The organism is Candidatus Liberimonas magnetica, assembly GCA_020523885.1.
Classification (GTDB): Bacteria; Elusimicrobiota; Endomicrobiia; order Endomicrobiales; family JAFGIL01; genus Liberimonas; species Liberimonas magnetica.
In genome coordinates, this window is the sequence record JAJAPY010000001.1 from 263,200 (window position 1) to 286,301 (window position 23,102).

The 23,102-nt window shown below is 40.9% G+C and carries 16 protein-coding genes and 1 tRNA gene (1 of these 17 running past the window's edge); all 17 read left to right on the forward strand.

Annotation, left to right across the window (positions count from 1 at the left end):
- On the forward strand, window positions 1–11,273 hold the 3' end of the coding sequence (locus LHV68_00665; GenBank protein ID MCB4790379.1) for a hypothetical protein. It extends 25,261 nt beyond the left edge of the window; the window shows 11,273 of its 36,534 coding nt (coding positions 25,262–36,534); its start codon lies beyond the left edge, outside the window; it ends in the stop codon at window positions 11,271–11,273.
- 170 nt (window positions 11,274–11,443) lie between these two features.
- Window positions 11,444–11,848: a response regulator gene (locus tag LHV68_00670; protein MCB4790380.1), complete on the forward strand. Its 405-nt coding sequence runs from the start codon at window positions 11,444–11,446 to the stop codon at window positions 11,846–11,848.
- 22 nt (window positions 11,849–11,870) lie between these two features.
- The gene (locus LHV68_00675) at window positions 11,871–12,164 is read left to right on the forward strand and encodes a hypothetical protein (protein ID MCB4790381.1); all 294 of its coding nucleotides are present in this window, start codon (window positions 11,871–11,873) and stop codon (window positions 12,162–12,164) included.
- A gap of 79 nt (window positions 12,165–12,243) precedes the next feature.
- On the forward strand, window positions 12,244–12,537 hold the full coding sequence (locus tag LHV68_00680; protein ID MCB4790382.1) for a YtxH domain-containing protein: 294 nt from the start codon (window positions 12,244–12,246) through the stop codon (window positions 12,535–12,537).
- Between the two features lie 205 nt (window positions 12,538–12,742).
- On the forward strand, window positions 12,743–13,237 hold the full coding sequence (locus tag LHV68_00685) for a YajQ family cyclic di-GMP-binding protein (protein MCB4790383.1): 495 nt from the start codon (window positions 12,743–12,745) through the stop codon (window positions 13,235–13,237).
- Between the two features lie 128 nt (window positions 13,238–13,365).
- Window positions 13,366–13,438, forward strand: a tRNA-Phe gene (locus tag LHV68_00690).
- A gap of 34 nt (window positions 13,439–13,472) precedes the next feature.
- On the forward strand, window positions 13,473–13,790 hold the full coding sequence (locus LHV68_00695; GenBank protein ID MCB4790384.1) for a hypothetical protein: 318 nt from the start codon (window positions 13,473–13,475) through the stop codon (window positions 13,788–13,790).
- Between the two features lie 604 nt (window positions 13,791–14,394).
- The gene (locus tag LHV68_00700; protein ID MCB4790385.1) at window positions 14,395–14,541 is read left to right on the forward strand and encodes a hypothetical protein; all 147 of its coding nucleotides are present in this window, start codon (window positions 14,395–14,397) and stop codon (window positions 14,539–14,541) included.
- A 9-nt stretch (window positions 14,542–14,550) separates the two neighbouring features.
- On the forward strand, window positions 14,551–15,063 hold the full coding sequence (locus tag LHV68_00705) for a cob(I)yrinic acid a,c-diamide adenosyltransferase (protein MCB4790386.1): 513 nt from the start codon (window positions 14,551–14,553) through the stop codon (window positions 15,061–15,063).
- Window positions 15,064–15,067: 4 nt separating this feature from the next.
- Window positions 15,068–15,592: a bifunctional adenosylcobinamide kinase/adenosylcobinamide-phosphate guanylyltransferase gene (gene cobU, locus LHV68_00710; protein ID MCB4790387.1), complete on the forward strand. Its 525-nt coding sequence runs from the start codon at window positions 15,068–15,070 to the stop codon at window positions 15,590–15,592.
- 19 nt (window positions 15,593–15,611) lie between these two features.
- Window positions 15,612–16,658 carry a nicotinate-nucleotide--dimethylbenzimidazole phosphoribosyltransferase gene (gene cobT / locus LHV68_00715; GenBank protein MCB4790388.1) on the forward strand — a complete coding sequence of 349 codons (1,047 nt, stop codon included), beginning with the start codon at window positions 15,612–15,614 and terminating at the stop codon, window positions 16,656–16,658.
- Window positions 16,655–17,386 carry an adenosylcobinamide-GDP ribazoletransferase gene (cobS, locus tag LHV68_00720; protein MCB4790389.1) on the forward strand — a complete coding sequence of 244 codons (732 nt, stop codon included), beginning with the start codon at window positions 16,655–16,657 and terminating at the stop codon, window positions 17,384–17,386. Before cobT ends, cobS begins: the two co-directional genes overlap by 4 nt.
- Complete coding sequence (locus tag LHV68_00725; GenBank protein ID MCB4790390.1) at window positions 17,383–17,847, forward strand: phosphatidylglycerophosphatase A; 465 nt, start codon at window positions 17,383–17,385, stop codon at window positions 17,845–17,847. Before cobS ends, LHV68_00725 begins: the two co-directional genes overlap by 4 nt.
- A gap of 39 nt (window positions 17,848–17,886) precedes the next feature.
- Window positions 17,887–18,732: a helical backbone metal receptor gene (locus LHV68_00730; GenBank protein MCB4790391.1), complete on the forward strand. Its 846-nt coding sequence runs from the start codon at window positions 17,887–17,889 to the stop codon at window positions 18,730–18,732.
- A 162-nt stretch (window positions 18,733–18,894) separates the two neighbouring features.
- On the forward strand, window positions 18,895–19,893 hold the full coding sequence (locus LHV68_00735) for an iron ABC transporter permease (protein MCB4790392.1): 999 nt from the start codon (window positions 18,895–18,897) through the stop codon (window positions 19,891–19,893).
- Between the two features lie 155 nt (window positions 19,894–20,048).
- Window positions 20,049–20,852 (forward strand): ABC transporter ATP-binding protein, encoded by an 804-nt coding sequence (locus LHV68_00740; GenBank protein MCB4790393.1) that lies wholly within the window; start codon window positions 20,049–20,051, stop codon window positions 20,850–20,852.
- 303 nt (window positions 20,853–21,155) lie between these two features.
- The gene (locus tag LHV68_00745) at window positions 21,156–23,024 is read left to right on the forward strand and encodes a TonB-dependent receptor (GenBank protein MCB4790394.1); all 1,869 of its coding nucleotides are present in this window, start codon (window positions 21,156–21,158) and stop codon (window positions 23,022–23,024) included.
- Window positions 23,025–23,102: the final 78 nt, after the last annotated feature.

The following is a 23,102-nucleotide window of genomic DNA, read 5'->3' on the forward strand; positions in this document are numbered from 1 at the left end:
CCGATATCATAGCCCAATGGCTGCTTGACGGCGGGATAGGAGATGTTTATAAACGTGCTGTAGAGCAGGGTAAGTTTACTGAAGAAGTAGAAAAATCCTTTGCTGAAGCCAGGGCCAGCCAGGAAAAGAAAGCAACGACCTTAATCGGGGAAGGGTGCCTTACTTTCGATGTGGCCGGCGCAGGCGAGTTAGGCGATGTCAGGCTTACAGATATGGGGAAACGGCGTATAAAGAGAATGTTTGAAGAAGGCAAGAAAGGAAGAGAGGCTGGGACGTGCATTATAGGCGAAGATGTCACTCTTGAAAAATTTGAAGAACAGGTACTTGAGCAATTAAGGGTTAACCTGGCTGTAAGGGCAAATAAAAATATAACGATTATTAAGGAAAACGGGAAGGATGTAGTTAAGCTTATAGACAAGACCGGCGCCATAACAAATCAGACTCCGGACTGGATGACCGCTAAGCAATTTAACCTTATGAGGACAAGTAACGGTTTAGTTACTCAGGCGTTTGAAAAAATGCGTACGACCCAGACAGGCACTTTTGACACATTTATGAAAAGAGTACGAGATGGCGGTAAAGAGTCTTCGGTCATGGGTATGACAGCCACTTATTCAAGACAGGCCTTGGATGAGCTTGCAACACTTACAGGTTATGATAAGTCGCGCATCGGCATAGCGCTTCCGACAACTTTCCCGAGCATAATAAACTTTGACGGGTATATAAGCGCAGCTGATTCGAAACGGCTTGCCCCTGCAATAGCTGGCTGGATCACACAAAAAGGCCGCAGAGACGGAAGGACTATGCTCATCCCTCTTTCTACCGTAGAGCAGGTTAACGGGCTAACAGATGATTTAAGGAAAGACCTGCCTAAAGGTTACAAAAAAATAAGGGTTATAACCGCAGACACAAAAATAAAAGACAGTATTGACCCTGTGACAGGCGAGAAAATACTCGGAGCAGACTCTATACTTGCCGAAGCAAGGGCAAACCCGGATATTCTTGTCATAGTACAGTTTACTTCTGCTCTTAAAGTAAACAACAGCGGTATTGTAGACGGGGAGTACTTAAGAAAAGTAGGTTCTTTCGGGACAGGGAACATCGTGGTTATAGGTGACGCAAGTTTGGGCAGAGGCATAGATATAAAATTGCTGAAACAAAATAGAAAGAGCCCTAATTTTATAGAGTTGGCCGCTCAGCTCAAAGCTGCAGGGTTTGTAGATACAGCCAAACTGGAAAAGCTTCAAGAAGCTGTTAAGGCAAAAGCCGGCAAAGATAAAATAGCAGAACTTCAGGCGGAAGTAGACGTACAGGCTTATGAATTTGTAGACCCACTGATAGATATGTTCAATATTGTTGACGATGACAGGAATGCCGCAAACCGTCAGAAAAAAGCTGAGAAAATAAGCGAGGCATTCAGCACCATGCAGTTAGCGATACTGAATAAGGCACTTAGAGCGGAAGGGATTACCCTAGATAGGTTGCTAGAAAGAGAAAGGGATCAAAAAAGGTTGGACCTTGCCGAAAGGCAGGCATTATTTGCTTATATTGACGCACTGCAAAAAGGGGAATCCCTTGAAGCCAAAGGTATTGATGTGCCGACCGCAACAAAAGCTCTGAAAAAGGTTTTAACGGATACCCGGGCACAGGCTATCGCAGAGGCGTCATTCAAGATAGATCTTACCAGAAGAATATTGTTTACTACAATTGTAAGCGGGTATGCCAACCTTGTGCTGCCGAGTTCTCTTTCCATCGGCGAATATATACAACAGGTATTCAGAATCGGACGCTTCGACAGGCCCGGAAGCTATTCAATATTAATTAATATGGCCGAGAATGAAGGTAAAGACGCTAAAATATCTCCTTACGCGTTTATACAGCAGAATTTAGAGGCCAGGATGCCGGGGGTATTCCAGGATAAAAAATTCGCAAACAGGACACTGAAGGAAGTCCAGGCTGTAAGAGACAGGTTCATGGCTTTATGCGATGCCTTTGATAATTTAAGAGCAGGCAAAGATTTGGAAGAATCAGCCGGACTATTGCTCGATAAATTAAGCGATGAAACGGAAAGTTTCGAACTGCTTGAAAAAGGCATAAGGTTGATGATCAAAAACAAGAGGGATGTCAATGTATCCCGCAACTTGACCAAAGAAGAGATCGAGGAATTAAATAGAGAGATAGAAGAACTTCAAGCTTTCAAGGATTTGCTTTTCTCTGAAGACACCGCAGAAAAAACTAAAAAGCTGCAGGAAATGAGGGAAGAAATACTTGGGATTGACGCTCAGCTGGCATCTGAACTGCAGGATCCAACTAAACCCTGGTCCGAGGATAATAACCCTTCTTTGTCGCTTGAAGATAAGGACCGTTTAAAAACTAGAAAGACATTACTTGAAATTTTAGCCAATGATTTAGACAGGAATATAAGGTTACAGGGGTTAAGAGACAGCTATGCAAGAACTGAAAATAAGAAGGGTTTTGCTGCTGATGCGGAACTTCAGGCTATCGTTCAAAACGAACTGACCAAACTTAATGCGGCGTTTTTTGAAGGATATAAGATCGCAGCTGACAGGCAGGATACCAGGGACACCGACTCAAGGCGGCAGGACGGGCCGCTTTCTTTTGTAATTGAAAGTTATGCAGCAACATTTAAACGGTTTGAAGACGCCATTCATTCCGGAAAGATCAAAGGTTTTGACGAACACAGCATCGCAGTGCGGATGGTCTCTGACATGCTTAAGAAATTTGCCGAAAAAGAGCTTACACTTGAACAATTAAAGATGTCGCTCTCTGTATTATTCGGCAATTTGAACCTGGAAGGTTTCACGAAAGAGATCCTGGATACAAAAACAGCGGAAGATCTGGTAGATACGTTTACACGGCAGCTTTCCAGGCAGGGCAGGAAAAACATCCTGGCAGAGGGCCTGCTTGACCTGATGAAGAGCTATAACGCTTCAAATTTTGTAAAGGGCGGCCAGGACTGGCAGCACAGGTTAGGTGCCATGCAATTGCCAAACGGGAATTTTAGTATTCCAAGTGTTAAGGCCGAGTCGACTATAGGAAAAACCGTAAGAGGTTTTATAGGTTTTGTGAGGGGGAAGAATAAGTTTAGAGATATACAAGCTCCAAGCCTCAATTTTAGTAAGAGCAGAATTGATGTTAAACTCAACCTTGGCCAGGGAATAAAGGTCTTTGTAATGGCAATTATAGGGAAAATATCGGCTGTATCTAAAACAGGAGAGCTGTTAAGCGGGTTCCGCATTGAATTTATTAGCAGGCGCTCTATAGATGGTGTATTAAAGAGTTACATAAAAGAACAAGTTGCAAATTTGAGCAGTACCGCGGGCGTTGTAAAGTCCTATAACGATAAAGCAGTACGCGAACTTGCTTATGATCTGGACTTTTTGGCACAAGCTATAGAGGAGGCGCAAAAACGGGAAGTAGGCTTGGCAAAAGACTTCCTTATCATGTGGGCTAGATTAAAACATATAAAATGGCTTGAAAAATACGCTAAAACGTTAAAAGCAGACGATAAAGTTGTGGACGTCCTGGTTGATTTAATAGAGAAGAAAAGAGAAGAAATTGCCCGCTTAAAAGTTGAGTCCATAGAAATGCTTGAAGGCAGCGTGGCTATAAAGAAGGGGAGAGACGGAAAATTGCATGCCGAGGAAATAGAGAAGGCGGTTGTACGCGAAATAGAAGCCGAGTCAAGCAAGAAGCAGTCAAGAACGGAAAAGTTTTCAATGTATGCTCAGATAGTATTTGATGTTTTAAGAATAAAATTATTCCGTTCAGGATTAAGTGTGGTTGAGGGTACAAACCTGAAGGGGCATACTTCAGAAGTTATAGATACTTCCCCTGCAGGGAATGTGAAAAGAGTTGAAAACGTTGAACAATCCGGAAAGCGTACGGCAGTGGCTGGTGATGGCGTTAAGTATGATTATAATGAGGAACTCCTCAATGCTGAAGCAAGGAGGCGTGCAGATGCTGAACTTACCATTGATCTAAGGGCCAAGGCTGAAGCCGCTAAGCCTGAAGAAGCTAAAGATAAAAAGAAAGAAGCTAAAGCAGTAAAATCAAAGGCCGAAAAGACGCGGCAAATGACTTTGCAGAGCGTTGAAGGACAAGCCGAAAATAAGATGAAAGCGCAGGCACAGGCACAAGCACAAGAGGAGGCACAGGTACAAGTGCCGCCGGAGCCGTCTAAAGAGCAAATCCTAGAGAATGCAGAAGTAAGAAGCCTGGCCAGAGGTGAAATTGTCCAGCTGCTTGCAAAAGTGAAAAACAATAATAACAGGCTCAGTGCATTAGATGCGGAACAACTTGAAAGGCTTACCAATTTGTACCCTGATCTGGTAAAGGAAGTTGCACAGGAACTTGGAAGAACCCAGTTTGAGACACATAAGGAAAAAGGCGGCCTTGCAGGTCTTATAAAGAAGGTTTCAGGGTTCTTAAAAAAGTTCTTTGATTTTTCAACTCCGGCTGCAGGCGTTAAGTCGGTGGCAACCATAGCTGGAGTTGGGTTATTGTTCGCTTTTGGAGGGCCTATAATAGGGTTATCCGGCCTGTTGATACTTGCTTTCTTGCAGGATACGCTAATGGGTTTATTCGGCGGAGGCAGTCTTAAGGACAAACTTCCGTTCGGCCTTGGTAAAAAGCTCGGAGGGCTGTTGCCTGGCGCTGATTCCGGGAAGCAGGTTACCTGGGGTGCGGCTATTGCTGCAGTAACGTTTACGACCATAATTTTGACATCTTTAATACTTACAGGCGGGCTTGGCCTTTTTGCAGTGCCGATACTTCCTGCAATCTTTGGGCCTGTACTGCATGTAGGCGCTGTATTATTAGGGCCTGTAGGGAATATAATTGCCGCATTCTTAGGGCATATACTAGGCGCCGGAACACTTGCATCTTTGGGTAATATACTGGGTGCCGGAGCGTTTGCATCCTTAGGCCATACGCTGAGCGGAGTGGTTGCAGGCATAACTGGCCAAACGCTTGCAAATATCGGTATGATGTTCCTTCCGAAAGTCCTTGATAAGGGATTGGAAATAGCGAAGTCGAAAGTTGGTGATCCTATTAATGCTAAAGTTATAACTCCTATAAAAAATAAGCTGGGTATAGAAGATAAAGCAGATACAAAGGGAGCAGACGAGGCGTTAAAGAACGGCGTTGTTTCAGCTTTAAAAGCTTTCGGTATAACAAAAGAAAGCACTCCTCAGTTGTTTGAGCAGTACACAAAAAATCCGGATCCGAGGATCCCTGCTTATCTTAACTGGTTAAAGAAACAGGGGCTTGAGCCGTCTATTATTTTGTTTAGCGAAAAAACACTAAAGGATTTTACTGAAGCAGCGAAAATTATTGGCTCTTTTAGATTAAATGTGACTGACCTGAACCTTGGCAGGTTTAAAAAGACATTGAAAACTAACGCTAAACTTAATGCGCTTATTATTGAAAAACTCGGCATTAAACCTGAACAACTTGATACACTTACAGAACAACAGCTGGTGGATGCCTTAAATGGCAAGATTGATACGCTTACAGACGAGCAGAAACAGCTGGTGCAGGTATTAAATAAAGCTATTGAGGGGCTTAAAAGGAAACAACTGGCGGATGCATTGAATGAAATGCTTTACCTGGATGATTTGTATACGAAGATTGGGCAAGATGCCGCATTGTCTGACGAAGAAGCAAATAAGATATTGATAAAAGCAAGGAACAATCAAGCGTTAACAAACGATGAGAGGCTATCATTGAACATGGCTATTTTATGCGAATTTTACCCGAAAGAAATTAAGAAGACCCAGACTAAATTGCTGAAAACCGAAGTTCCGGCAGATGAAACAGGCATTGTCTACGCCGATTATGCTGCAGAAAACATTCTTGAGCAGGCAGGCAGTTACGGCACGGTTTCACAAGCGTACATTGACCTTCTTATATCGTCGCTTGTAAGGCTTCAGGTTATAAGTGCGGAAGATGTAAAGAACAAAACGCTGCAGGAAATAATGTCAATTGCCAAGAACAAGATTGCGGAAGCGAAAGGTTCCATAAAATTATCCGGTACCACAGAAGCTCTTATAGCTCTGCTTGCAGACCCGGGTCAGGACAAGGCACAGGTGTTTAAGATCGCAAGAGAGCTTGCAAAGATAAAAGAAAAAGAAAAGGGCGGAGCCCTAGACCCGCAGATGTTGAAGCAATTTGGAAATAATCCTCAACTGATGCAGATGATGCAGCAGATGCAGCAGCAGCAGCCCTTTGAGTATACAATGGCGCATGTTGAACAGGTTATTGATGTTATGGACCGTAAAGGCGGGAAAGGCCCTGAGCCTGAGAAACGGCGCCTACAGTTGGAAAATACTGTCTTGCTTCTTATTTTAGGCAGCGGGCAGCGTTTGGTTGACCAGGCAAAGGAGATAATCGAAAGCGAAGGAAAAGAGGGCGGCCTTCTGGAAAACATGGCCAAGACAAGGGCTTATCTCTGGTATGAAGAATACAAACAAACAGGCAAGACTCTTGCTCCAAACCCTGAAGACAGCACAGCCCAGTATTTTGAAGCTTTGAGGCAAATCAAAGAAGAGCAGCAGAAGATCATTGATGATCAGGGAAAACATAGTGCGCAGGCTATGATAGAGACTCTGAAAAGAGAATTTATAACGGCCAGGAATGAATACACGGATTTCTATCAGAAATATTTTGATGCAAAACGCGACTGGAAAAAACAACCTTTCGGCAGCCTTGATACTGATAAAGAGTATTTAAACGGCATAAAATTGACACCCGGGTTTGATTTTGCGGAATATCTGAAGAAGTTCTTTGCAGGCCATCGTATGGACAAACCGGCAAAGGGCATAGCTAGTGTTGTTGACGCCATGTTTAAGGGGTTGGCTGAAAAGTTCGCTGGCTCCGCCGATATACTTGCGTCTCTTAATGCACTTATAGCATCGTTAAAATCCATGCCGTTTGAACTTAAAGAGCCGGCCCATTACGGCCAGGAACCCGCCAAAGACAGGAACTTCTTCCAGTTTATAGATGAAGACACACAGATACAGGCATTGATAGCTGCTGTGCAAAAAGACTTTAATCAGGCTAATGTAGAACAGCTGGTTAAACGTTTAAGCGATCTTATCCAGCAATACCCTCAGGATAAGTCCCAGTGGGACCCTGCAGAAGGTGTAAAAGACGGCTGTATTTCGGCTACCCTGCGCACATATCTTGCAGCTCTTATGCTTGAGACCTGGGCGGATAAATACAATTGGAAAAAGGTGAGTGTCGACACCGTTGAAGTTATGATGGCCGGTTCTGAAAAGGTCTCCAGAAAAGCCCTCACGGTTTCGGTCGGTAATGATACTACTGTTGTTGATTTTGGCAAGGCATTGCGTCTGGGCAGAGTAACGACAGCTAAAGCCTTTTACGGCAAAGAAATAGAGATAACTTTGTCGGTACCCGAAGAGGCCAAGTTCACTATCCTTTCAGGTAAGACTATTGGACAGAACCTGCTGTCTGCTCATTTAAACAATGTAGCCGTAAATCAATTATTTCTTCAAAAAAAGACACAAGAAGCTGAGACTATGTTAAATCTGGTTATAGGCATGGGCGGCGATATATCTTTGGCATTAGGAAACCTGTTTATAATGTTAGGAGAACAAGGGAAGTGGGATGAAGCGATGGAGTTGTGGGAACAGTATGAAAAAAAGATACCTCTTACGGCTCCGTATGCACAGCTCTATGAACAAGCAGCCAAGATCTATAACAGGCTGGCTGGTATAGCTGAAAGGAATGAAGATTATAAGGAAGTTTCTGCTTATTACGCTAAAGCCGAAAAATGTGCCAGTGCAGCTATCGCAAATGCTGCTGATAAGAAAATAAAATGTTTAGCCTTAAATGAATATGCAACTACGCTTCGCGGCCTGGGAAGGCTTGAAAGTAAGCCAGAGAAATATTCCGAATTATTCAAAAAAGCTAAGCAGGCTGCAGAGGAACTTATAGCGTTAGGAAAAGAAATACAAAATGAGGAGGCGGAGTTAAGTGGTTATGACTCAATGGTATATATATTTATCGATGAATATCATAAGACTGATGTCAGATTGCCGCAAGTAGAAAAAGAGATAATGAAATATATAAACCTGGCTACTCCGTTGTGTAAAAAGCTCAAGAGAAATGAAGACCTCGGCAGAATGGCGGCTTCTCTTGCGAGCATTTTGTTAGGGCAGGGAGATTATAAAGGAGCTGAACAACAGTACCGCAAGGCTTTGAAATTTGGGTATACGTCTGTTGAGATATGGAATAATTTGATTATCGTTATGCTGCTGCAGGACGAGAGCCGTTCCCGGGATATAAAAGATGTGGTAGCCCAGGCTTTTCAGGGCGGGTTCCTTACTGAAAAGCATTTATCTTTGCTTTTAAAGAGGATAGCTAATAGTGACCAAGCCACAAAGGACCACTTAGTAACAACGGCTCATTGGGGCGAAGATTATTTGAACGCTATTGCCTTATTGTTCGAAGAAGCCCAGGAGAGCGGTTTTGAACCTTCTAAATTGCAGCCTGTGCCGGCAAAGAAGCTCCAAAAGCCCGCAGAACCCGAGCCTACACTTAGGGAAAAGTTAGTTGATGCGTTTATTTATGCTGTATCTTTGCGGGATGAAGGAACCGAGGATAAGGAATTCCATAAAATTGTAGCAAAGTATTCCGGTGCGCCTGATATTATGAAAAATGCACAGGTACAAATGGCTTATTTAAGGTTCAGCAGGATAACGGATGCAATGAATAATGCTTCAAGTAGAACTGAACAGAATATGCTGCGGCCTCAATACGAGGCTGCACAACGTGCTTATTTTGGAGCTATTGCAGATGTTATGATCGCAGGAAAGAACGAAGGAATAAATAAAATTATACAGAAATATGAGCAACTCAGGCCTAAGGAAACCCCTACTGATGAAAAGCTGCGCGGTATCGCTGACAGGTGGATTGTTGAGGCAGTAGCGGATTATGGTTTCTCAACTATGTATTCAAAACAACGGCCGGAGGATATTCTAGATCAAATTTTTGATGCCATTAATGTGCAAAATGAATTTCCGGGTTACAGTGATTATGCCAAAAGAAATATTGCAAAAAGGCTTGCGGTAATTATAGCAGCTCAGGAAACAGAATATTTTAAAGAAAAGAGGCTTGATGCCAAAGGCCTGGATGAGATTCTTGGAAAAATCAAGGCTAAAATACCTCTTACTCGTGACAATGTTGAAAGCATGATATATCTGTTCATTGAGCAGATAGATTTTATAAGGAATGACGGCCATGTCATAGCTATGGAAGCATTAGAATTCTTTGTAAAACTTAAAGATGAATTAGACAAATTAGGGCCGCAAGACAAAAAATTATATACGGGTGCATTGGGCCAGTTTATTGCGGTTATGGAAGGATATCAATATTCAGAATGGGTAATTAATTTTAGGTCAGCGCTTGGTATCCCGACAGGCGAAAACATACCGGATGGTTTGGCTAATTTGCCCAACGTTGATTTTAGCAGTATAATGCAGGGTACTAGGGTCGCATTTATCGGAGAAAATGCTGCGGAGCTTTCAGATTTGTTTTATGTGATGAACATGGTTGAAAAATTGAAGGAAGCAGGCATAACACATCTGTTTTCTGGAGGCATAGCAGAAGGCGGTATACCTGCTTCAGACATACAGACTCCGGCCAAACCTTTACAATTGTTGTATAAAATTGCAGAAGAACAGGGTATAAAAGTCGTTAGCATAGAAATACCTATTGAGCAATATAGGGCTGCATTTAAAGAGGCTGCTCCGGACCTTTATGATGCGCTTGGAAATAACCCTACATTTAACCAGCTTACTAATGCTAGTCTTAGGATTAAAGCTCAGGATATGGCTCTAAGTTTTAGGATTCAGGCAAAACTTTTCATGCATCCAGTCTGGGCAGATGCGATCAAGGCTGAATTGGACCAGGACCCGAGGGCAAAAGCTGTTTGCTTCATAGGGGCAGGTCATAACATGAATCCCATAGAAGTTTTTGAACAACAACCTGTAGCCAAAGGGCAGGAAGCGGCAAAAGCCAAAGCTATAGCAAAATTAGAACAGGAAAAACTGCAGGCTCCTTTTGAGATATTAAATGGAAAAGGTATTCCTGTAGTAAGAATTAACTTAAAGGCAACAAGCAGCAATGAAGTTGGGAGTGAAGGTAAATATAAGGCTGCTACAGGTTCAGGTATCTCTACTATCTATGTGAATAGGCAGCTTTCAACGGATGATGCCACTATCCAGAAAGTAGTTGAAACCGCCAGAAAGCTTGCACAGGATAGAGTTAAGGCAAAAATAGTAAAAGCTGTTGCTAATGCGGTATCAGGCTCTGTTCCGGGTGCACCATCGACAGGCAAAAAGCCTGCAGTAGCTAAGACAGGGAAGCAGGCAGCGGATGCAGCTGCTGTTGCCGTTTTAGATACAGTTCCGGGCACAACCCTTGTTGAAGATGTTCAGGGCGCTACTATGCAGGTAGGAGAACTGATAATACCGGTTAGGTTCCTGCATAAAGAAATAGAGATTACAGCTATGATCATGAAATTAGCTTATAGGACTGATGATGAAGGGGTGAAGGGCCTTACAAATGATGAATTATTATACAAGTTTGACCAGGATAGGAGAAGGACGATAATCCGCGCATTCTTCGGAGTTACACAGCCTAAAGAAGTAAACTCGGTTTATTTAGAGCATATGACCAAGATATTTAGCACTCAAGATCAGCTGCTTAAAGAACTGGGAGCTGACTCTTTAAATGAAGATGAGATACTTACTAAATACATCCTGAGAACGCGGCTGGTGGAGACGATGCTTAAAGATGGCAAGTTTACCGCACAGGAAGCGTTTGTACAGATGGGTTACCTAAGGACCATAAGGAACCTCTTGTTAACTGACGGTGCGGTTGTTAAATTCTTTGCTGCGGGGACTGATATAACGGAATTAGCTGGAGAGATAAATAAAAATGATAGTAAACTTGAAACAAAGCTTGGAGCTATGGACGTAACAATACCTAAAGTCGTAGGCGCTGAAGTCCAGGAAGAAACATTTAATCTGGCGTCCCTGCAGGAAGCGTTGAGCAAGGATAAAACCATGTCTGAAAAATTACAAGATTTTATTTTTGATGCTATCGGGATGAGCGGTTCCGAAAGGATAGATGATGTAATTGAAGACAGGCTTAAAGACCTGGATAAAAAGTATGGCAAGCCTATGACGCCGTTTGGAGCTAAAGGCATAGTTGGTGCGGCATAAAACAGTGCACGGTGGCAGGTAACTAGTTGCAAAGGACAGGAATTTGTATATATTTGAAAGGTTTCTCAATGTGGGCATATAGGACAAGAAAACATGTTCTATGGAAAAGACTTTCATAAAGATAACATCCATTTGACTTAATATTTATGTTTTGTTAAAATAAAAACTGCATGGATAAAAAAAGAGTTTTAGCTATAGATGACGATGCAACGATAGGAGAACTGCTGAAAACAGGGCTTGAGGCATTAGAGTATGATGTAGATGCAGTATCAAATGAACCTGAGCTCTGGCAATCTATCGAAAAGAATAAGCCGGACGTAATTTTGATGGATATAGCTATGCCTGGAATTGACGGCATAAGGCTCTGCAGAAATATAAGGCTGCTGCCCGAACTAAGGAATATTCCTATCATTATGGTCAGCGCATTTAGCGATAAGAGGACATATCACGATGCGATGCTCTTCGGAGGAGATGACTTTTTATCAAAACCTTTCGAAATTTCAGATGTCCAAAAGAAAATAGAAGATTCGCTCGCTAGATTAAATACGAAAAACGATAAAAATATAATACGATAAAATTAATCTAAAGAGGTAATTTATGTCAATTGTTTTAATTATTTGCGCAGTTTTATTTACAGTAGCGATTTCCGTGGTAACGGTATTTTTAGTAATAATGCTGATTCAGGCGCGGCGCACAGCACATGAGGCTGAAGCATTACTTAAGAATTTGAATGAAGAAATGGCGGTAATAAAAAAGATTACAGGTGTTTTTTCTTCTATTTTCGGAAAGTTTAATTCACCGATTTTTAAAGTTGCCTCATGGGTAGCAGCGCTGGCGACTATGGCCTTTAGGAAAAGAAACTCAGAACAAGAAGATAATTCAAAAGAATAAATACGCCGCAGCCGAGCTGGCACTGTTTATCCGGTGAGAGTTGGGCGTGGATTTGTATAACCGTAGAAAGGAGGAATGTATGTCTGAAAATAATTCCGGAGAAGTAGTTTTATCGTTTATTCTGGGTGGCTTAATAGGTGCAGCTGTCGGTATACTTTTTGCGCCGAGTGCAGGAAAAGAAACAAGAAAAAAACTGAAAGATATGGGCGAAGATTTTAGCGAAAAAATGGGGCATTTGAGCGAAGAATTGAAAGATAAGGCTGAACATGTTATCTTAGATGGGAAGGATAAGGTATTGACGCAGAAAGACCGTATAGAAGCGGCCTTTGAGGCCGGAAAAAAGGCTTACGAAAAAAAGAGTAAGGTTGATTGATTTTTAGAACCGGCTTGATTACACAGCTTATAAAACCAGATTACACAGAAACAGCCATGGGGCTTAATCTGTGTAATCATTTTAAAATCAGTGTAATCAGGAATTGTTGGTGTTTTTCAACAATCTCAGTTTAAGTTTATTCTGCCACATTGATTAACTTTAATGTGGCTTTTTTGTAAACCCTGTGTTTTAAGAGGAGAGTTTTATGGCAAACTTTTCATTTGATGTTGTTTCAGAAGTAAATTTTATGGAAGTAGAAAATGCTGTTGTCCAGGCACAGAAAGAACTTGCACAGAGGTTTGATTTTAAGAATAGCAAATCTTCGATAGAATACAATAAAACAGAGAAGAAAATAACATTAGTAGGCGATGATGATTTTAAACTGCGTTCAGTTACGGATATTCTTGAGGGAAGGCTTGCCAAAAGAGGAGTATCGGCAAAATCTCTTGATAAAAAGGCACCTGAAAAAGCATTTGAAGGCACTTTACGCCAGACAATAAGCCTGGTAAGCGGCCTGCCCATAGAGAAAGCAAAAGAGCTTTCAAAGCTTATTAGAGATAATGTTAAAAAAGTGCAGGTGCAAATTGAAGGAGAAAAACTGCGGGTAGTGTCACCTAAGAAAGATGACCTTCAGGCAGTGATAGCTTTTTTAAGGGGCCAAAATTTTTCCCTCCCATTGCAATTCGTAAACTATAGATAAAACAGTCTTTGTTTGACAAAAAACAGTCAAATTGCTAAAATTCAAAAGCCTTTTTAAAAAGTAATCGCTGTTTTGTAGTAGTAGTTGTTATGGTCACTGATTACTGGTTACTGTTCACTGTATTAATTGCTGGGGTAGCTCAGTCGGTAGAGCAATGGTCTGAAAAACCATGTGTCGGCGGTTCGATTCCGTCCTCCAGCATTCTTTATTTTGAGTGCGCTAAAGGATATGTAATATGAAATTAAATTGCTGGGAATTTAAAAAATGCGGAAGAGAACCGGGCGGAGCAAAAGTAAACGAATTAGGTATCTGCCCTGCAGCCACCGATGAAGCTACAGATAACATAAATTGCGGCAAAAAAGGAGGCCGGGCATGCTGGGTAATTGCCGGGACTCTGTGCGGCGGACAAGTGCAGGGTACCTTCGCGTTAAAATACGAAAACTGCATGAACTGTGAGTTTTATAAAACAGTACGGAAAGAAGAAGGGAAAAATTATAGAGCAAGCAGTGATTTATTGAAAATTATTCAAGAAAATAAGGATAAAAAAAAGTAACGAATCAAATCACCTAAAATGTTACCGCTGCACTTTTTGTTCGGTATAAAAGTTGACAAAAAATAAATAATAAAATATAATCGAGTTGTAAAGATGTTTCTTTGAAATTTAATCTGTAACAGACCGAGGAAGTCCCGTACAGCCTTTGTTCAAGGCCATTCGGGCACTGCCCCGCAACGGTAATTTAAAGACAGTTATGAGTAATTAGTTATTAGTTTGTAGAAAAACAAAGGTGTGTCTAATAACTACGAACTCCAAACTCAGAACTGTATTTAAGAGTCCGGTCTACGGTTTGTTAAATAGCGCAACTTCGCGGGAAGAATTGATCCTTACTTCTTCTTCGAGAGTGGGGATTTTTTTATTTGTGACACAAAAAATAGATAGCACTACTTTGTTAAGTGAGGTTTGTCATTGCGAGCCAGTGGCGAAGCAATCTCGACGTTTTGGAGATTGCCACGTCGCTTCGCTCCTCGCAAAGACACCGAAGAAGAAAGACTGTCGTACGATATCGACTTAACGAAGTAGTGATAGGGCTTAACGAAAAATTATAAATATTGACTGCTGAAAACCAATTAAGCTGTCATTCCTGCGAAAGCAGGAATCTATGGTTTCTGTAAATAATGGATTCCCGATAAAGGCATTCGGGAATGACAAAGAGGCAAAAAATGAGGATCAAGGAAATAGAGATTTTGAAGTTAAATTTGTATTTTGCAATTTGCACTTTGCATTTTGCAATAAAAAAGGTTTTTAGGAGTTAATTATGCTTTGGGTATACACCGGAAACGGTAAGGGAAAAACCACGGCTGCCATAGGCCAGATAGTAAGGGCTCTGGGCCGTAATTTAAGGGTTTGCCTGATACAATTGTTTAAAGGTAAAGAGTTTTACGGCGAACAGAAAATATTGGGTAAGCTAAAGAACCTGGATTTTTACTCCTTTGCACCCAGTCACCCGTTTTGTTTCCCCGACACAAAAATAGAGGGTGTAAAGCTGCAGTGTGAAGATGCTTTAGAATGCTTAAAAAAAGCTCTTAAAAAAAAGAAGCGGTATGATCTTATAGTATTAGAAGAGTTTAATATAGCCATAAGAGACGGTTATTTAAAACAAGACGATCTGTTTAAGATGCTGGATAAAAACAAGGATATTTATGTATTAATTACCGGAAGAGGCGCACCAAAGGAATTGATAGATAGGGCTGATCTTGTAACTGAAATGAAAGAAATAAAACATCCCTATAACAAAGGGGTCAAGGCAAAAAAAGGAATAGAATTTTAAACCCATGAAAACAAAGAAAATCATTCTTTTAACCGGAAGCGTAAGGTCAGGCAAAAGCGGTTTCGCATTAAAACTTGCGGATAAAATAGGCGGGAAGATCGCATTCCTTGCAACCTGTGCTCCAAAAGACAAAGAAATGAAAGAAAGGATAAAACTACACAAAAAATCACGGCCAAAGACCTGGCAAACCGTTGAAGCATATAAGGATCTGGCCGCAGCAATAAAAAAAACTAAATTAAAAGCCGATGTCATAATTATTGACTGCATGACCCTGTATGTTTCTAACCTGATGGCATTAAACAAAAATGCAAAAACTATCATAAATGATGTTTCTAAAATAATGGAAACAATAATAAAGAATAATTTGTCCGCGATAATAGTAACCAACGAAGTAGGGTGGGGAATAGTGCCTGCAAATAAACTTGCAAGAAATTTCAGGGATATGGCAGGCAAGGTTAATCAGTTAATGGCAAAACAGAGCGATGAGGTTTATATTATGATTTCAGGTATCCCGTTGAAACTAAAATGAAAATATAAGGGAGAAGGATATGCTTTATGAAACAACTAAGAAAATTAAGGATTTAGATGAAAAATCAATGCAAAATGCACAAAAGCGCCTTGATAACCTTACCAAGCCGCAGGGAAGTTTAGGAAGGCTTGAGGAGCTGGCTAAACAGGTTGCGGGAATCACAGGGATGATATCTCCAAAGCTTGATAATAAACTTATTATAACGATAGCAGGCGACCACGGAGTTGTAGAAGAAGGTGTCAGCGCTTTTCCAAAAGAAGTAACCCCGCAGATGGTCCACAATTTTTTAAGAGGCGGAGCAGGTATTAATGTATTAGCGCGTCACATCGGGGCAAAGGTAGTTGTGGTTGATGCCGGTGTTGCCTCAGATATTAAGCCAGAACTAGGCCTTATTATAAATAAGGTAGGGTATGGCACCAGAAATATGGCAAAAGGCCCTGCAATGACAAAAGAAGAAGCTGTTAAGGCTATCGAGTGCGGGATAAGTATAGTTGAAATGAATAGCTCTGTAAGCATCATAGGAACAGGAGATATGGGTATAGGAAACACTACTGCTTCAAGCGCGATAGTTGCATCTATTACAGGCCAAAGTGTTGATAAAGTAACAGGAAAAGGTACAGGTATAGATGATAAAACTTTGAACCACAAGATAGCGGTTATTAAGAAAGCTCTTGATATAAACAAACCCAATGTCAAAGACGGTATCGATGTCCTAAGCAAAGTTGGAGGTTTTGAGATCGGTGCCATAGCGGGTGTAATCTTAGGAGCTGCTTCAAAAAAGATACCTGTTGTAATAGACGGTTTTATTTCCGGAGCAGGGGCATTAATAGCTTATTTAATAGAACCAAAATCAAAATATTATATGATAGCATCACATTGTTCGGTGGAACAGGGACACAAGATAGCTCTTGATTTCATTGGCCTTAAGCCTTTGTTCAATCTTGATATGCGTTTAGGAGAAGGCACCGGCGCCGCGTTGGGCATTAGTTTGGTAGAAGCTAGCGTAAAGATACTGAATGAAATGTCAACATTTGAAAGTGCTGGTGTTTCAGAGAAGGAAAAATGAAATTTTTGGTAATTGCGTTGCAGTTTTTAACGGTCCTGCCTGTTAAAGTAAAAGAATTCTCAGATAAAGCGGATTTTTCAAAAGCTCTGGTTTGTTTCCCTGTTGTAGGATTTTTACTTGGACTGTTCCTTGCAATAATGAACAGTGTATTGGCAAATGTTTTTCCTCATTTACTCTTAAATGCGATTTTGGTTCTAATTCTTACGATACTTACCGGAGGATTACATCTTGACGGGCTGGCTGACACGGTTGATGGTATCTGCAGTATGAAAGAGAAAGAAAAAGCTCTTGAGATAATGAGGGACAGCCATATAGGTACAATGGGGGTCTTAAGCTTAATATTTATTATTTTATTTAAAGTTATCTTATTAGATAGCATTTCTTTAAGCTTTAAAACACCCGTACTTATAATCATGCCTGTTATAAGCAGGTGGAGCATGCTTGTCCCTCTTTATTTATTCAAGTATGCCAGGCAGGAGGGAAAAGCAAAAATATTTTTTGACAGCATGAATTTAAAAACATTAATAATGTCTGCAATAATTTTGTTTGTGCTTGTTATTTATTTCTTAAAGTTAACCGGATTTTATACGGTATTGATTATTTTTGCATCAACATTTATTATCGCCAGGTTCCTAAATAATAAGATAGGCGGTTTTACCGGAGATATGTTAGGGGCTGTTAATGAAATAAATGAAGTATTGTTTCTTTTTATTATGGGAGTTTTATGAAAAAACATGTAAATAAAGTATCTTTAAGAGAAAAACTTAAAGAAAACAAAATATACTTAAATGATATGGTCCAAACAGCCATGTCAATGTACATTTATGATCCTAAAATTGGAAGCCCTGAACAAGTAAGAAAAAAAGTGAGAGATGAATTTAATCGGGTATTAAATGACATCAATATTGCAAGTATTGTCTATGCAGGTTTATATTTAGAACAAACCGGTAAAAAAGGGCTGATACCGGGTATATGTAAAGAGAAATTTGAAAGCGACCCTGTAGACCTTATAGCTGATGAAATCTTGGGACAGGCGATTGCGGTTTACATAGCAGGTACAAGGGCTTTGTTCGAGTTTGAAAGGCTTGATAAACAAAAACCCGGAATATTGAAAAAACTGCCTCCATTCATGGATGATATAGTTGCAGGCCTCATAGCAGGAGTAATAGTAAAGGTCTGTTCCGCATAACCATATCCCACCTACGCAGTGGGACATGGTCACAAAAATATGAAAAAGATACTATTTATTATATTATTATTTTATCCGTTATTGTGCTTCGGCAAGGGCTATGAGAGGATAGTTTCGCTGGCTCCCTCTGTAACCAAGAACCTTTATCTTTTGGGAATGGAAAACAAGGTGATAGGCATAACCGTCTATTGCCCGGAAGGAGACATTAAGAAGGAAAAAATAGGGACACTGCTTGAGCCGAACATTGAAAAAATAGTATCTTTGGCGCCGGATCTTGTTATAGCATCGAAAGAAGGAAACATAAACAACAGCGTGACAAGGCTTAAGGAACTCGGGATAGAAACCTATATAATGGGCCCATGTAACAATTTCAACGATATCTGTAGTGGTTTTCTATCTCTTGCAAAATTTCTGGGTAACGAAGATAAGGCAAACGGTATTATAATGGAGGCAAAAATAAGGATAGAAAAGGTAAAAAACAAAGTAAAGGAAAAGAAAAAGGTAAGCGTTTTCTGGGAAGTAGGTGCCAACCCTCTTTTTACTATAAGCAGAAAAAGTTTCGTAAATGAATTCATTGAGATGGCCGGAGGTAAAAATATATTCGATGAGATAAAGATAAGATACCCTCAAATCAGCAGAGAGGAAGTCCTGCACAGGGACCCTGATGTTATCATTATAGCGGCTATGGGAGAGAACCTTGAAAAAGAAAAAAAATATTGGCAGAACTTCAAGACCCTTAAAGCTTCAAATTCAGGCAAGATATATACCCTAGGGGATACTATTTTTACTGATCCGACCCCGGAAGCATTCGTACGCGGAGTAGAGAGCGTTGCAAATATCCTTTATAATGTCGGACTGGAAGATAATATTAAAAATGAAAAATGAGGCTGTTGCCTAACTCTATTTTATGTCATCTTCGGGCTTGACCCGGAGATCTACAAATTCTTTATAGTCGAGACTGGATTCTCCTGTCAAGCAGGAGAATGACGAAAAGAGGCAAAAGCTGAGTTCGGCAACAGCCTCAAATAATCATTTTAAAAAGTCTTTATGAATAAAAAATCCTATATATTATTGAGCTTATCATCGTTGCTTTTGGTGTCCGCAGTTATATCTCTTATGTTTGGCGGGAGCAGCTTAACTTTCGCTAAAGTCTTTAATGCTTTAATTCACACGGGAAATACAGATATTACTTCAACGATAATATGGGACATCCGGTTCCCGCGTATTTTGCTTGCGATACTTGTTGGGATGGGGCTAGCTTCAAGCGGGTGCGTGTTTCAGGGGATGCTCAGGAACCCTCTTGCAGATCCCTATACGTTGGGGCTTTCCGGCGGCGCTGCTTTCGGTATAACTCTTGGCATTTTTTTGGGGCTTGCAGCCTTAAGCCCTTTATTTATACCTCTTTGCGCTTCTATAGGGGCCTTATTCAGCATAACGATATTATATTACGCGGCTTCAAGAAAAAACTTCTCGCTTTCTACGATGATACTATGCGGAGTCATCATCGGCTTCCTGTTTTCATCACTGGTGCTTGTCATAGTATTCCTTTCGGATGCCCAGAAGATACACACGACTATGGTATGGCTTATGGGGGACCTCTCTTCAACTCAAGGTCCCATTATAAGATATGTTTCTGTTTTTATATTGCCGGGTATCGTTATATTGTCATTTATGGGGTTTGAATTAAATATCCTTACGCTCGGAGATGAGAAAGCATCCTATCTGGGAATCGATATATTCACTATAAAGAAAATACTTTTTGTTACTGCTTCCCTTGTAACCGGAGCCTGTGTCGCAGGTTCAGGTATTGTCGGATTTGTGGGGCTGATAATACCCCATGCCACAAGACGCTTTGTCGGGCCGGATCATAAGATTTTGATACCGGCATCAGCCCTGTCCGGTGCGGTATTCTTAATATTGTGCGATATTTTTGCAAGGACGGTTTTTGCGCCCGTAGAGCTTCCGGTAGGAATTATAACAGGCCTTTTAGGCGGAATATTTTTTCTGTTCTTTTTGCTGAAATCCCGCCGCGACAGAATATTTTAGCTAACGAAATTCAAAATGCAAAGTGAAAAATGTCAAATTAAGGTGTCCGCTAAAGCGGACTTTATTAAATTATTCACCAAAGGTGAATTCCGTAATTTTGCAATTTGCAATTTACAATTTGCAATTAAGTTAGCCGTTTTAGGAGGGCTAACTTGATGGATATTTTAGAATTACAGTCCATATCTTTCGGATACGCAAAAAATAAAGTCATAGATGCTATGTCGTTTGCTGTAAATGAAGGCGAGTTTCTCGGTATAATAGGGCCGAATGGAGCAGGCAAGACCACTCTTTTTAAGCTAATCCTGGGGCTGTATAAACCCTGGGATGGAGATGTTTTCTTTAAAAATGAACCCGTCTCCCATATACCGAGGTATCGCTTTGCACAGAACGTCGCTGCAATGACCCAACTGGCAGATACTCAATTCTCTTTTTCGGTTGAGGATTTTGTCCTGATGGGAAGATATCCTCATCTTAAAAGGTTTGAAACACCCAAAGAACGTGACGTTAAGGTAATTGAGGAAAGCCTATCCGTGACAGATACTGCCCACTTAAAGGATAGGAACATAAATGAACTCTCTGGCGGCGAGAAACAGAGGGTGCTGCTGGCTCAAGCCCTTGCCCAGGAGCCGAAGCTTCTTCTTCTTGATGAGCCGACAGCATATCTTGACATAACGCATCAGGTAAGTATTCTGGATCTTATAAAGAGACTGAATAAAAGCCTTAATTTGACGGTTATAATAGTTTTACATGATCTGAACCTAGCGGCTGAGTATTGTGACAGGCTGATATTGATAAACAATGGTCGAGTGTATAAAACAGGCACGCCCTGGGAGGTTTTGGAATATAAAAACATTGAAGAAGTTTACAAAACAGTGGTAGTTGTAAAAGAAAATCCGGTTACAAAAAAACCGCATGTGTTGATAGTACCTGAACAGGCGCGGAAATCAAGGGAACAATAAAGGCAGAAAAGGACGGTGAAGAAATTTGAAATTGCCATAGTTTTCATTAAATAAATCAGAAATTATTTGGGTTTTTCAAAAATCTCAGATAGCAAAACTACCTGTATAGATAAAGGAAATGAAGGTGAAATCCCTTCTGTTGCCCGGCAACGGTAATAAAAAACAGTGACCAGTAACCAGTGACCAGGAACCAGTTAAAAGGAACATAATAATTGGTAACTGGTAATTGGTAACTGTTAACTGAGTTTTTGAACCCGGTCTATTGTCTATGACAGTAAATATTCTCCAGGGAGGAGAAGGAAAATGAAAATAATAAATAAAGTTGTATCGTTTCTTTTTGTAATATTTTTGGCTGTATCGGGTTTATTTGCAGAAAACGGAGGTGTATTCTTAAGCCTTACAAGAAAGGCGCAAAGCATGAAAGACCTGCCTACAAATACTTCGGTCATTACTGAAACACAAATAAAGAATATGAATGAAGGCACACTCGGCGATGTTATCCGTCATGAAGTCGGGCTAAACCCGAGCCTGACCGGCACGTTCGGCGCAGAAAGTAACCTGATGATACGCGGTGCAGCATCTCCTCAGGTGCTTGTCCTTATTGATGGACGAAAAGTTAATGCGCTCTCATCTGGTATTGCAGACCTCAGCACTGTACCGCTTGATAATATAGAAAGGATAGAGATAATAAGAGGAGCGGCCTCTGCCATATACGGAGCAAATGCCATAGGGGGGGTCATAAACATAATTACAAAAAAACCAAAAGACCCTGAACCTGTGGTTGCTATCGGTTTATCGTACGGTAGTTTCAGTACGCAGTCTCAGTCAATAAATATAGGGACAAAAAAAGAAAATACCTCGTTTATGATAACAGGCTCCAGGAACCTTTCGGATGGGTGGCGGGATAATTCCGGTTATGATTCAAAAGATATGTTTTTGGACCTGGGTTATAACACTGTAAATTTTGGTAATTTTGATTTTTCAGGAACTTATTTTACCTCGAGCCTCGGTACCCCGGGCCTGGGAGTCAGCCTTGATAAATATGACGGGAATATTGAGCTGCTGGCCACAACACCCGAGGCAAAGCAGACCGAAGAGAAAAAAAATGTGAGCCTAAAAAACGAAAAAAAGCTTGGAGAGAACTTAATAAAAACTACCCTCTATTTTTCAAACGAAAGAATAAATTTTAAAGACCCTCTTAACCTGGATTGGACTACAGGCGCAGTCTCTCCCATTGACACGGATTATAAGTCAACCATTTACAATGGCGAGGTTCAGGTAAATACTTTGTATAACATCACAGCTGGATTTGAATGGTCTCTAGAACGGTATCAACAAAGTAACTTAATGACTAACTTAGACGAGATAAGTAACAGCAGGGTTAATTCTGCTGTATATGCACAGGATAAAATAAATGCCGGCAGCTTGACTATCCTTCCCGGCTTAAGGTTCGATTCGAACTCTTCTTTTGGCAGCATCTTAAGCCCTAAAGTGACACTAGTCTATGCTATAAACGAAGCCCTGAAGGTCTCTGCAAATTCAGGAAGAGCCTGGCGCTCTCCGACTTTTAATGACCTGTACTATCCCATATCCGGGAATATAAACCTTAAACCCGAAGACGGCATATCTTCCGATATCGGCATTGAATATAATAAAACAACAACAATGGCCGGAGTAACGGTTTTTTTGACCGAAACAAAAGACCTCATTGAATGGGCGCCGTCTGCGTCTAACCCAAATATCTGGATGCCTAGCAATGTCTCCACAAGCAGGCAATCCGGTGCAGAGTTTGTGCTGAAATATAAAATATTTACCGGATTTTTTCATAAACTAAATTATACATACCTCTGGGCGCTGGACACCACACAGAACACCGTCCTTTTTTACAGGCCCTGCAATACGGTCAACTCCGCGTTCACATATCTTTTCCCGTCAAACTTGAAGTTTGAGCTTGATACTAAATACGTCAGCTCACAGGAGACAAACTCTGTGCCAACTCAGCTTCCCGCGTATACTCTATATGATTTTGGCTTAACAAAAGAGTTTGGGCCTGATGCGCAGCTGTGGGCAAAAGTAAAAAATGCAACGGACGAAAAATATCAGACACGGCTTGGCTACCCTGTCCCGGGCCGAACTGTTTTTGTAGGCATAAAAATAAAGTTTGTTGATTAAATTGACATAAATTTAAAAACTGTGGTATGCTTATTTAGATTCTCTGAAAACTTCCGGTTTCCTGCCGGGGGGAGGAGG

Coding starts and splice junctions, on each gene's coding strand:
- LHV68_00670 (MCB4790380.1), top strand. CDS start 11,444: ATGGATAAAAAAAGAGTTTTAGCTATAGATGACGATGCAACGATAGGA.
- LHV68_00675 (MCB4790381.1), top strand. CDS start 11,871: ATGTCAATTGTTTTAATTATTTGCGCAGTTTTATTTACAGTAGCGATT.
- LHV68_00680 (MCB4790382.1), top strand. CDS start 12,244: ATGTCTGAAAATAATTCCGGAGAAGTAGTTTTATCGTTTATTCTGGGT.
- LHV68_00685 (MCB4790383.1), top strand. CDS start 12,743: ATGGCAAACTTTTCATTTGATGTTGTTTCAGAAGTAAATTTTATGGAA.
- LHV68_00695 (MCB4790384.1), top strand. CDS start 13,473: ATGAAATTAAATTGCTGGGAATTTAAAAAATGCGGAAGAGAACCGGGC.
- LHV68_00700 (MCB4790385.1), top strand. CDS start 14,395: ATGGTTTCTGTAAATAATGGATTCCCGATAAAGGCATTCGGGAATGAC.
- LHV68_00705 (MCB4790386.1), top strand. CDS start 14,551: ATGCTTTGGGTATACACCGGAAACGGTAAGGGAAAAACCACGGCTGCC.
- cobU (MCB4790387.1), top strand. CDS start 15,068: ATGAAAACAAAGAAAATCATTCTTTTAACCGGAAGCGTAAGGTCAGGC.
- cobT (MCB4790388.1), top strand. CDS start 15,612: ATGCTTTATGAAACAACTAAGAAAATTAAGGATTTAGATGAAAAATCA.
- cobS (MCB4790389.1), top strand. CDS start 16,655: ATGAAATTTTTGGTAATTGCGTTGCAGTTTTTAACGGTCCTGCCTGTT.
- LHV68_00725 (MCB4790390.1), top strand. CDS start 17,383: ATGAAAAAACATGTAAATAAAGTATCTTTAAGAGAAAAACTTAAAGAA.
- LHV68_00730 (MCB4790391.1), top strand. CDS start 17,887: ATGAAAAAGATACTATTTATTATATTATTATTTTATCCGTTATTGTGC.
- LHV68_00735 (MCB4790392.1), top strand. CDS start 18,895: ATGAATAAAAAATCCTATATATTATTGAGCTTATCATCGTTGCTTTTG.
- LHV68_00740 (MCB4790393.1), top strand. CDS start 20,049: ATGGATATTTTAGAATTACAGTCCATATCTTTCGGATACGCAAAAAAT.
- LHV68_00745 (MCB4790394.1), top strand. CDS start 21,156: ATGAAAATAATAAATAAAGTTGTATCGTTTCTTTTTGTAATATTTTTG.